Annotated in this window: 12 protein-coding genes; 5 read left to right on the forward strand and 7 right to left on the reverse strand. The window is 40.9% G+C overall.

Annotated features, from left to right (window positions below):
• Positions 1–99: 99 nt before the first annotated feature.
• From FTV38_RS13950 to arsH, 4 genes are read left to right on the forward strand one after another with little or no spacing between them, the layout of a single operon-like run.
• Positions 100–429, forward strand: a complete 330-nt coding sequence (locus tag FTV38_RS13950; RefSeq protein WP_180022804.1) for a metalloregulator ArsR/SmtB family transcription factor — start codon at positions 100–102, stop codon at positions 427–429.
• Positions 426–899, forward strand: a complete 474-nt coding sequence (locus tag FTV38_RS13955; protein WP_180022805.1) for an arsenate reductase ArsC — start codon at positions 426–428, stop codon at positions 897–899. Before FTV38_RS13950 ends, FTV38_RS13955 begins: the two co-directional genes overlap by 4 nt.
• The gene (gene arsB, locus FTV38_RS13960) at positions 899–1,939 is read left to right on the forward strand and encodes an ACR3 family arsenite efflux transporter (RefSeq protein WP_180022806.1); all 1,041 of its coding nucleotides are present in this window, start codon (positions 899–901) and stop codon (positions 1,937–1,939) included. Before FTV38_RS13955 ends, arsB begins: the two co-directional genes overlap by 1 nt.
• Position 1,940: 1 nt before the next feature.
• A complete protein-coding gene (gene arsH, locus FTV38_RS13965; protein WP_180022807.1) occupies positions 1,941–2,645 on the forward strand; it encodes an arsenical resistance protein ArsH in 705 nt (234 codons plus the stop codon).
• Positions 2,646–2,702: 57 nt separating this feature from the next.
• Here the strand turns inward: arsH and FTV38_RS13970 are convergent, their stop codons facing one another.
• The 4 genes from FTV38_RS13970 to FTV38_RS13985 form a co-directional block, all read right to left on the reverse strand.
• A complete protein-coding gene (locus tag FTV38_RS13970; protein WP_180022808.1) occupies positions 2,703–3,143 on the reverse strand; it encodes a GNAT family N-acetyltransferase in 441 nt (146 codons plus the stop codon).
• A gap of 169 nt (positions 3,144–3,312) precedes the next feature.
• A complete protein-coding gene (proB, locus tag FTV38_RS13975) occupies positions 3,313–4,446 on the reverse strand; it encodes a glutamate 5-kinase (RefSeq protein ID WP_180022809.1) in 1,134 nt (377 codons plus the stop codon).
• Positions 4,447–4,486: 40 nt separating this feature from the next.
• A complete protein-coding gene (gene cgtA, locus FTV38_RS13980; RefSeq protein ID WP_180022810.1) occupies positions 4,487–5,701 on the reverse strand; it encodes an Obg family GTPase CgtA in 1,215 nt (404 codons plus the stop codon).
• Positions 5,702–5,914: 213 nt separating this feature from the next.
• A complete protein-coding gene (locus FTV38_RS13985; RefSeq protein WP_078191873.1) occupies positions 5,915–6,289 on the reverse strand; it encodes a helix-turn-helix domain-containing protein in 375 nt (124 codons plus the stop codon).
• Positions 6,290–6,404: 115 nt separating this feature from the next.
• Here FTV38_RS13985 and FTV38_RS13990 point away from each other — a divergent pair, with 115 nt between their 5' ends.
• The gene (locus FTV38_RS13990; protein WP_180022811.1) at positions 6,405–7,259 is read left to right on the forward strand and encodes an SDR family oxidoreductase; all 855 of its coding nucleotides are present in this window, start codon (positions 6,405–6,407) and stop codon (positions 7,257–7,259) included.
• A gap of 57 nt (positions 7,260–7,316) precedes the next feature.
• Here FTV38_RS13990 and FTV38_RS13995 read toward each other — a convergent pair whose 3' ends face one another.
• The 3 genes from FTV38_RS13995 to FTV38_RS14005 form a co-directional block, all read right to left on the reverse strand.
• On the reverse strand, positions 7,317–7,997 hold the full coding sequence (locus FTV38_RS13995; protein ID WP_180022812.1) for a hypothetical protein: 681 nt from the start codon (positions 7,995–7,997) through the stop codon (positions 7,317–7,319).
• A gap of 3 nt (positions 7,998–8,000) precedes the next feature.
• On the reverse strand, positions 8,001–8,702 hold the full coding sequence (locus FTV38_RS14000) for an MFS transporter (protein WP_180022814.1): 702 nt from the start codon (positions 8,700–8,702) through the stop codon (positions 8,001–8,003).
• A gap of 309 nt (positions 8,703–9,011) precedes the next feature.
• On the reverse strand, positions 9,012–10,469 hold the full coding sequence (locus tag FTV38_RS14005; RefSeq protein ID WP_111885541.1) for a glyceraldehyde-3-phosphate dehydrogenase: 1,458 nt from the start codon (positions 10,467–10,469) through the stop codon (positions 9,012–9,014).
• Positions 10,470–10,885: the final 416 nt, after the last annotated feature.

Genomic DNA, 10,885 nt, shown 5'->3' on the forward strand with positions numbered 1-10,885 from the left:
AAAAATCCCACCAAGTGTGGGATTTTTATTGAAGAAAACATATGGACATCCATATATTCACATGTAAATATATATGCAAATCCATATATACAGATAAACATGGAACAGACTGAATTTTTCAAATTACTTGCAGATGAGACTCGTCTGAACATCATCATGCTGTTGGCATGTAAAGGTGAACTCTGCGTCTGCGAACTCACCGAGTCCCTTGAATTAAGCCAACCCAAAATTTCGCGCCATCTAGCGCTACTACGGTCATCTAGTGTTTTGAGTGATCAACGTAAAGGTCAATGGGTCTATTACTCCATTCACCCTGCACTGCCTACTTGGTGTACACAAATACTTGATGTCATGCGTCACCAAGAACGATTTAAAGACCTCGATTTAAATTCCCCAAAAAACACGACAACACTGTGTGAAACGCTATGAATTTTTTATTTCTATGTACTGGCAATAGCTGCCGCAGCATTTTATCCGAAGTACTTTTTAACCAGCGTGCCCCTGAAGGTTTCCGTGCCTATAGTGCAGGCAGTAAACCTTCAGGACAAGTCCACCCGTTTACCTTAAAAACCTTACGCAACCTCAATCTACCGACTGAGGGTTTGTCGAGTAAATCCATCGCAGCATGTAAACAATACCAGCCTGATGCGGTAATTACCGTCTGTGGTTCTGCCGCTCAAGAAGCTTGCCCAATTTACTTAGGCTCTGCCATCAAAGCCCACTGGGGCTTAGAAGATCCTTCCCATTTAGAGCTTGCAGATGACATAAAACTTGCAGCATTTTTTGATACCGTGGCGCATATTAACCGCCGTTTAGATGCTTTATTTGCACTCGATTTTAAGCAATTAAGTCGTGAAGAGCTTAACCAAGAAATCCAAAAAATTTCAGAGATCCAATAATGGCTGCTGCAAAACTGTCATTTCTAGACCGCAATTTAACGCTATGGATTTTTATAGCAATGGGGCTAGGCATTGCGATTGGCGTGTATGTTCCAAGTGCTTCAAGGGCTTTAAATCAACTCAATATCGGTGATGTCAATATTGCGATTGCCATTGGTATAATCCTGATGATGTATCCACCTTTGGCTAAAGTGGATTACAAAGCCCTGCCTGAAGTGTTTAAAGATAAACGTACCTTATACCTTTCACTACTTCAAAACTGGTTAATCGCACCTTGCCTGATGTTTATTTTGGCGATCGTGTTTTTACAACACTACCCTGAATACATGACCGGTTTGATTCTGATTGGTTTAGCACGTTGCATTGCGATGGTTCTGGTCTGGAATGATCTCGCTTGTGGGGATAACCAATACGTCGCGGCTTTAGTGGCCTTTAACAGTATTTTCCAAATTGCATTTTTTAGTACCTACGCATGGTTCTTTTTGAGTTTTTTACCGCCTTATTTTGGTATAGAAGCACAAGTGATCCAAGTCAGCTTTTGGACCATCACACATGCAGTATTGGTGTATTTAGGTATTCCCTTCCTGCTCGGTTTCCTGACGCGTGCCATATTGGTAAAACAAAAAGGTCTGGATTGGTATAAAAATCAATTTATACCCAAAATCAGCCCCATCAGTTTAATGGCATTACTCTTTACCATTGTGGTGATGTTTAGCCTCAAAGGTGCAGATGTCTTGAGCCTTCCAATGGATGTACTGCGTATTGGCATTCCCCTCACGATCTACTTTGTGGTGATGTTTTTCATTAGCTTTTTGATGAGCAAATGGATGGGTAATAATTACGCCAAAACCACTGCCATATCCTTTACCGCAGCGGGTAATAATTTTGAACTTGCCCTCGCTGTTGCCATCGCCACCTTTGGTATTGCATCTCCGATTGCATTTACCACGATTATTGGCCCATTGGTTGAAGTCCCTGTGCTAATTGCATTAGTGAGTGTATCGCTATGGTTAAAACGAAAATGGTATAAAGAGAACTAAAATGAAGCTCCCCAATATTCAACTAGATCTACTTGAAACACCGCGTTTTGAACAAGTTCAAGCTAAAGCACTTGAACATCCGCCACGCATTCTGCTGCTATATGGCTCTAACCGTGAACGCTCATTTAGCCGCCTAACGGTATTGGAGGCGGGTCGAATCCTTGAACATTTTGGTGCAGAAGTCAAAATCTTTCATCCTAAAGGTCTTCCTCTGCCTGAAGATGCTGAAACTTCACATCCCAAAGTTCAGGAATTACATGAATTGCTTACATGGTCAGAAGGCATGGTTTGGTGTTCGCCAGAACGACATGGTGCGATGAGCTCTATATTGAAAGCACAAATTGATTGGATTCCTTTAGCCGCAGGTGCCATTCGTGCTACTCAAGGTAAAACGCTGGCGTTAATGCAAGTCAGTGGTGGTTCGCAATCTTTTAATGCTGTTAACCAAATGCGCATCCTTGGGCGTTGGATGCGGATGATCACGATTCCAAATCAATCTTCCGTTGCAAAAGCATTTTTAGAGTTTGATGAAAATGATCGCATGAAACCTTCCTCCTATTACACTCGCATTGTCGATGTGATGGAGGAATTATATAAATTTACCCTACTCACACGTGGTCAATCTGCCTACCTCACAGATCGCTATTCTGAACGAGTTGAAAGTGCGGAAGAACTCTCTAAACGAGTTAATCAAAAGAACCTTTAATGAAAAACTCCTGCATCTGTGCAGGAGTTTTGGTCTAAAATATCTATCCGTTTCAACTTAAACTAATAATTTATAAAATAATGTCGTTGAATCTATTGTACCTGTATGGCTCAATGCAAATTGCGGGATGATCCCAGCTTTTATAAAGTTAAATTTTTCATATAGCTTTTCAGAGACATCGCCTGTACGCGTATCAAGTACAAGTAATTTCAAGTTCAAGTGTTTTGCTTGATCTTCTGCAAGTGTGAATAGTTGATGAGCAATGCCTTTTTGACGTGCCTTTGGATGCACCATAAGTTTTTCAATCTCAGCACGATGCAGTGCATTGGCTTTGGTGGCACGAACCAATTGTACTGTGCCCACAATTTCACCGCTTTGTAGCGCCGCCCACAAAAAGGTTTTATGCTTTTGAATATCCTTTGTCACAGCAGACCAATATTCATCATAGTGCGACTTAGATTCTTTAGCTAAAAAACCCAGTGATGCACCATCTTGCACACATTGTGCCAATAATTCGCACAGTTGAGCCTGCTCATCTTTTAGATCTTGAAGGTTTAAATATTAAATTTAGCTCATATTATTTTCCTCTTATTTCTATTTTTATCGTTATATTCAAATGACATGCCATAAAAAATCCCGCTCGGAAGCGGGATTTTGATCTTTCAATTTAGTAAATTGACATATGATTGCGATGGATCATTTCAAGTGATCGGGCTTCCCCTAAAACTTGATGAACTTTATCTGAGGCCAAACCTTTAACGATTTCTGCCGAACGTGAACTGAAGTTTACACGACCAACGGCAACTCGATGACCTTGTGTATCGACACATTCCACCACATCACCACGTTCGAAATGCCCTTCAACCGCTTTCACACCGACAGGTAATAAACTGCGGTGATTATCACGAATGGCTTTGACTGCGCCATCATCAATTACTAAACGACCCGCTGTTTGTAAATGTGCAGCTAACCATTGTTGATGAGCTGTGACACGGTCATTATCCGTAATGAATAAGGTACCGAGTAATTCACCTGCCATCACACGTGAAAGCACATTATCGCTATCACCGCTCGCAATGACTGTTGGACAACCAGACTTGGCTGCTAAACGTGCCGCACGAACTTTGGTCAACATACCGCCACGACCGAATTTACCGCCGCTACCAGCCATATCGAATAATGATTCATCCATTGCGCGTACTGTATGAAACAGTTTTGCATCTGGATTGGAACGAGGGTCAGAGTCGAACATACCTTCTTGGTCAGTTAGAATCACCAAGAGGTCTGCATGAACCTGTCCAGCCACCATCGCAGCTAAAGTATCGTTATCGCCAAAGCGGATTTCGTCAGTCGACACTGTGTCATTTTCATTGATCACAGGAATCACACGCCAATCGATCAAATGCTGCAAAGCATCACATGAGTTTAAATAGCGACGACGGTCTGCCAAGTCATCATGCGTTAACAACACTTGCGCTGTGCGTATCGAACGTTGTTCTAATACGCTAGACCAAGTATGAATTAAGCCCATCTGACCAATGGCAGCACAAGCCTGTAGACTGGGTAGATCTGTGGGTCGGTTGTCCAAATTCATACGAACCATCCCTTCAGCCACAGCACCGGAAGACACAAGAATGATCTCGTGTCCTGCATTGTGTAGTTCTGCAATTTGTCCCGCCCAATGCGAGATTGCATCCAGATCTAACCCTTTTCCGTTTGCTGTGAGTAGTGATGATCCGATTTTAACAACGATACGTTTACAACCCTTGAGCTGACGTTGCCCATCTACCACTTCTATCATCTTGTCCTCAGACTTGTTTGCTTTGACACTTATTCAGCAATTAACGTACGTAGTACGATTCTGCCTCATCATCACCGTCTTCAAATTCATCATCAAAGTCTTCACCTTGACCTGCCAGACGTTGTTGACGACGCATTTCACGATATGCTTCTTTCGCAGCAAGTGTTTGCTCACGTGTTTCAGCTTCAAGCTGATCACGGAATGCTTTAACTTCTGCAGCATATTCAGGATCTTCAGTTTCGCGTTCGCGCTGTTCTTCAATTTGATCCATCAGGTAGTACACAACGTCTTTAGTACCTTCAAACGTTAAACCTGAAGTTTTGAATACAGGGCCTTTCCACTGTAACTCTTCGAGAATGTGATCACACCATTCATCACGCGTTTCAGCCGCCAATTGGTCTACTTTATTGAGTACCAATACAACAGGTAATTTTGAAAGTGTTGGGGAGAATTTTTTCAACTCTTCCAAAATTGCTTTTGCATTGTACGCAGGGTCAGAACCATCAATCGGTTGAACATCTACAATGTGTAATAAAATACGTGTACGAGCCAAGTGTTTCAGGAATCGAATACCTAGACCTGCACCTTCTGCAGCCCCTTCGATTAGACCCGGAATATCCGCCATTACAAATGAACGGTGACTATCGGCATCAACCACACCTAGATTTGGCACCATAGTGGTAAATGGATAATCTGCAACTTTTGGTTTTGCTGCTGAAACTGCACGGATAAAGGTTGATTTACCCGCATTTGGCATACCCAACAAACCAACGTCTGCGAGTACTTTTAATTCAAGACGAATTTCACGAAATTCGCCTTTTGAGCCGTGTGTACATTTACGTGGAGAACGGTTGGTTGAAGATTTGAAGTGAGTATTACCCAAACCACCTTCACCACCTGCTGCCACTAACACACGCTGACCGTCAGCCACTAAGTCGCCGATGATATCGCCAGATTCTGTATCTACAATTGTTGTGCCCACTGGAACGAGCAATACGGTATCTTCACCGCCACGGCCTGAGCAGTTCGCTCCACGACCATTTTTAGCACGTTCTGCACGGAATTTACGTGTATAACGATAATCTACTAGGGTACTTGTGTCGTTGTCGGCTTGAACGTATACGTTACCGCCACGACCACCATCACCACCATCTGGACCACCAAATGGTACGAATTTTTCACGGCGAAAACTGGCTACGCCATTGCCACCGTCGCCAGCCTCTACGGTAATGACTGCTTCATCAACAAAGCGCATATTTGCCAATCCTCTAAAAACTTTAAAACCGCTTATTCTGCCATATTTTAAAGAATTTCTCGAACAATATTATTCAGCAATACTATAAATTTCATTTATCTTGGTACTGATGCAAATTTTTAGGAAAATCCGCACCTCGCTCGAAAATCTTTAGCTCATCATCAAAATACCTTTGATAAATGGCAAACGAATTTCACTCCCCATTTCCGAAAGCTATTTACGTGCATTTTCCTTAGCTTCAATAATTTCAGGCAAGGTTCGTTCAACCCAACCAATCAGATGCATTAACTTTTCTGCAGCCTGTGAGCCCATTAAAGTCAGTTGATATTCAACTTTGGGTGGCACGACTGGATAGACTGTCCGTAAGATAAAACCATCTTGCTCGAGCATTTTCAGCGTTTGAGCCAACATCTTTTCGCTCACCCCTTCGATCCGCTGCTTAAGTTCACTAAAACGGTGTACCCCTTCAGTCAAACAACGCAAAACTAATACTGACCATTTATTGGTGAGATGTTCCAATATTTCTCGAGATGGACAATCAGTGGATAAAACTTGACCTAATAATTTACTTGTAGCGTATGTGTTCATTAAATCTTTCCTCAAAGTCACTAACTTACTTTTTGGTACGTACTTACATTTAGTAAGTTAACAGATTAAGATTCAACCATCAAGATCATTTATTCAACAATCAGAGGGTTTAAATATGAAAATCGCAATTACAGGTGCAACAGGTCAACTAGGCCAATTGGTCCTTAAATTTTTATTGAAAGAAACCGCAGCCGAAAACATCATCGCTTTAGTTCGCTCGCCAGAAAAAGCAGCATCCCTACAAGCTCAAGGCATCGAACTGCGTCATTTTGACTATGATCAACCAGATACACTTGTTCCTGCACTACAAGGTGTCGATAAATTATTACTCATTTCCGCCAATGAAATCGGTCGGCGTACTCCACAACACAAAGCCGTAATTGATGCTGCAGTAGAAGCGAAAGTTCCATATCTTGCTTATACCAGCCTGTTACGTGCAGATACGTCACCATTGGGTTTATCTCAAGAACATCGTGAAACAGAAAGTCTGATTCAAGCTAGTGGTTTAACCTATACCTTCTTACGAAATAACTGGTATGTCGAAAACTATCTTGCCGCTGTAGGGCATGTGGTTGAAACAGGTACCTTATTTGGTGCAGCAAAGGATGGAAAAATTAATGCAGCGACCCGTGCTGACTATGCTGAAGCTGCTGCAAAAGTACTTACAAGCTCTGGTCATGAAAATAAAACCTATGAACTTGCAAGCTCAGACAGTTTCACATTGGCACAGCTTGCCCAAACCCTACAGCAAGTTTCAGGTCAAAATGTTCACTATCAAAATTTAACTGCAGAAGACTACACACAAGGCCTATTACAAGCTGGCTTACCTGCTGGTCTTGTAGATGTGATCGTCGATGCCGATATCAATAGCATTAGCGGTGCGATGCAAAGTGATCGTAAGGACTTGGAACAGTTACTCGGTCACCCAACTACTTCTCTACGTAGTGCTGTTGAAGCTGCTTTAAAATAAGATCGAACCCACAAAAAAGCCCGAATTAATTCGGGCTTTTTTTGAGTTGAATCATGCTTATGGATGTACATTTTTTATCGGCAAATCCATATTCATATCTAAATTTGCCTTGGTATTACGCTCTGCGTTGTACATCGTGGCATTAAAGGTTGCAATTTTTCGCATGGTCATCGGGTCATTCAGTTTTAGCTGTGGTGCAAACTGATGTACCACATGCAAATCAACTTTTTCATTAAACTCAAAATACACAGGGCCATTAAAATTAATTCGAATAGGAATGTTATAGGTTCTTTTCAAATGAAAAGGCACATCTAACTTGACAGGAATGTCCATTTTTAACGGAAATTTCGGCACTAGTTTATTTTTAATCACCAAATCTGTGGTCGCCTCAAGTGGCATCGTCTGGTTAATTTGAATATTGGTGGAATAATCAATATCAACAGAAATGGGAACCTCTACACTAAACTGCAAATCTGCCAGATATTTTCCCTTCAAGGGTAGTTGCAGCTTCCGATCTAAAGCAATCTGCGTATCCAACGCCCCGATGGACTGCGTTTGCAAATAATTGCCAACGGAAATTTTAGTGGGTAGTGAATGCGACAATTGAATATCAGCATTTTTTGCACGTACTTGCATCGACGCATAAATATTTAAATACATCCAAAATAGCACCGCAACCAATAACGCAACTGCGATAAAACTTAAAATGATGCGCTTCGCCGATTGAAATATCCACATGGCTTACTCCTGAGCTTTCGCTTCAGTTTTGGCATGCTCTCTGTTGAGTTGCATTGTTTTTAGTGGAATTACCAATTCACCCTTTTTAAGTTGAACCGGCAACGTATTTTGCACATCCACTGTCGCTTTTAATGCCGTTTTAATTGGAACATTCAAATTACCTTCAATAGGAATGTTGGTTTTTAAATTTGCATTGAGTGGAATATGTAGGTTTTCTTTCAGCACGGTTTTGACTGGCGCATCAAATTTTAAATGTACTTTTTGTTCCAAAGGCACATTCATATTCACTGGAATATCCAATTGTATCGGGATATCACCTTTGAGCGGCAGAGTCACATCCTGCCCCATGACTTTAACTGTCACTTTGGTATTCACAGGAAGGTTTTGATTCACTTTCAAAGTTTCACGCACTGGAATCGTGGTCTTGATCGGGACTTGATTATCAAAATACACCCGTGGTGTCAGCGTTTGAGTTAAGGGAATATTTAAATTTTCATGTATCGGAATTTCAGCATTCACCCGCCCTGTCACGTCCACATCCAAGGCATCATGAATTTTGACTTCGGCTTGTAATGGCTCTTGCAGGTCGATATTGACGTTTTGATTTTCTAGCGGGATATAAATATTAAAGTGCTTAAACACCCAAATGGCGATGAGTACACCACAGAGTGCAGCAAACACAATAAATGCCAATCCACTGAGCATGTGCTTTGCTTGCAAACTAAATTCCTTTTGCTTTTTTATTTTTACAGCTTTATTTTGAACACATTACCCAAACCAGTTTGCAATTTTTTGTATTTATTTCTTTAATAATTTCATTAACTTAAAACTTGAATATTTTAGTCGGCTTTTTCATTATAAATGACTCGCACTCATCTAACAGTGGCAGAAAAAACAAGACATTTTGATGCTTTTGATCAATCCATTCGTCATCTATGCCTTAAGTTTTTAACCCATACTCTTTAGATAAAAAAAGAGCCTCAAATGAGGCCCTTTTTTTACAGCGTGAACTAATTAAGCATTAGTTTCAGCAGGAACTTTTGGATAGCTTACGCCGCCCATTTGCTCAGCAATACGCAATACTTGGCAGCTATAACCCACTTCGTTATCGTACCAAACATAAGCAGTTAAACGGTTACCAGAAGCGATTGTCGCTTGAGCGTCAAACACACCAGCAGTACGTGAACCGATAAAGTCAGACGATACAACTTCAGTTGAGTTTGTATAACCAATTTGACCTTGAAGGTTAGAGTTGATTGAAATTTGGCGAATGTATTCATTCACTTCTTCACGGTCAACATCTTGACCCAAAGTAAGGTTCAAAATTGCAAGAGATACGTTTGGAGTAGGTACACGTACTGAGTTACCAGTCAATTTACCTTGAAGAGCAGGAAGCGCTTTAGCAACAGCTTTAGCAGCACCTGTTTCAGTAATAACCATGTTCAATGTTGCAGCACGGCCACGACGGTCAGCTTTATGGTAGTTGTCGATCAAGTTTTGGTCGTTTGTGAACGAGTGAACTGTTTCAACGTGACCATTAATCACTGTGTATTTGTCATTTAACACTTTAAGTGTTGGTGTGATCGCGTTTGTTGTACAGCTTGCAGCAGAGATGATTGTATCTTCATCAAGGATGTCTGCTTGGTTCACACCATATACAACGTTCTTCATATCACCTTTACCAGGTGCAGTTAGAATTACACGTGCAGCGCCAGCGCATTTAAGGTGCTGTGCAAGACCTTCAGAATCGCGCCATTTACCTGTGTTATCGATTACAAGTGCATTGTTAATACCGTAAGCAGTGTAATCAACTTCAGATGGGTTAGACGCATAGATCACTTTGATGAAGTTACCGTTAGCAATGATTGCTTCATTTTCTTCATCAACAGAAATTGTACCTGCGAATGGACCATGAATAGAGTCACGACGTAACAAAGACGCACGTTTTTCTAAGTCACCGTCAGATGATTTACGAACAACGATTGCTTTAAGGTTAAGACCACGGCCTAAACCAGATTGGCTGATCATCAAACGTGCAAGGATACGACCAATACGACCGAAACCGTAAAGTACAACATCACGGTTTTCAACGTTAGTTGCATTGCCTTCAAGTGATTTCACAGCGTCAGCAACGAATGCGTCAACATCACCGCCTTTTTCTTTGAACTCAACAGCAAGTTTGCCAAGATCAATTTCAGCAGTACCGATGTTTTCGATTTTCGCCAAAGCTTCAAGAATTGGGAAAGTGTTCACAACTGAAAGTTCAACGTCAAGTACGCGAGTACGACGATGCGCTTTAAGAATTTGGATAACCGAACGGTTAATTAAAGAACGACCGTATACTGTAGCTACGATGTTTTTTTCACGATATAACTGACCTACTAGGGCAATCATACGTTCCGCGATTTCTTCACGGTTTTTCCAGCGACCTTGGTGCTCTGCATGTAGGGCAACGATAGTGTCTTTGCTCACAGATACGTCCTCTAATTAATTGTAAATCTAAGCATAAATTTCAAAACCCCACAATTGTAATGGAAAACTGAAAATTAATGAATCTAAAAGCAGATTTCGACAAGGTTATTTTGTTATATATTCACTATCAATTTTCAAAATAATCATGATTAGTATTATGATTTTATAGCCGAAAGTTGAAAAACCAGCTTTTTCGCAGATTTTTGTCACAAAATTTCAAATGTAGTTTTATCAACCAGATCTCTGCATATTTAGCACAAAGATGAACGAATATTTATATTTTTCAAATTAGATCTCTTTCATAAATCAAAAAACGATCTTCTTTTTGGTTAATATTTGCACTCCGGATTTCTTAGCATTCGTGCATAATCTGCGGATGAAATACATCGATTCAAACAAGCTTTCTGATCCTCAGT

Origin of the sequence: Acinetobacter sp. YH16044 (assembly GCF_013417145.1) — a bacterium.
In the GTDB taxonomy this organism is placed as follows: domain Bacteria; phylum Pseudomonadota; class Gammaproteobacteria; order Pseudomonadales; family Moraxellaceae; genus Acinetobacter; species Acinetobacter amyesii.

Bases quoted from the DNA above. Each gene is read 5' to 3' on its own strand.
- FTV38_RS13985 (WP_078191873.1), bottom strand. From the start codon at position 6,289: ATGAACACATACGCTACAAGTAAATTATTAGGTCAAGTTTTATCCACT.
- FTV38_RS13990 (WP_180022811.1), top strand. From the start codon at position 6,405: ATGAAAATCGCAATTACAGGTGCAACAGGTCAACTAGGCCAATTGGTC.
- FTV38_RS13950 (WP_180022804.1), top strand. From the start codon at position 100: ATGGAACAGACTGAATTTTTCAAATTACTTGCAGATGAGACTCGTCTG.
- cgtA (WP_180022810.1), bottom strand. From the start codon at position 5,701: ATGCGCTTTGTTGATGAAGCAGTCATTACCGTAGAGGCTGGCGACGGT.
- proB (WP_180022809.1), bottom strand. From the start codon at position 4,446: ATGATAGAAGTGGTAGATGGGCAACGTCAGCTCAAGGGTTGTAAACGT.
- FTV38_RS13995 (WP_180022812.1), bottom strand. From the start codon at position 7,997: ATGTGGATATTTCAATCGGCGAAGCGCATCATTTTAAGTTTTATCGCA.
- FTV38_RS13955 (WP_180022805.1), top strand. From the start codon at position 426: ATGAATTTTTTATTTCTATGTACTGGCAATAGCTGCCGCAGCATTTTA.
- arsB (WP_180022806.1), top strand. From the start codon at position 899: ATGGCTGCTGCAAAACTGTCATTTCTAGACCGCAATTTAACGCTATGG.
- arsH (WP_180022807.1), top strand. From the start codon at position 1,941: ATGAAGCTCCCCAATATTCAACTAGATCTACTTGAAACACCGCGTTTT.
- FTV38_RS14000 (WP_180022814.1), bottom strand. From the start codon at position 8,702: ATGCTCAGTGGATTGGCATTTATTGTGTTTGCTGCACTCTGTGGTGTA.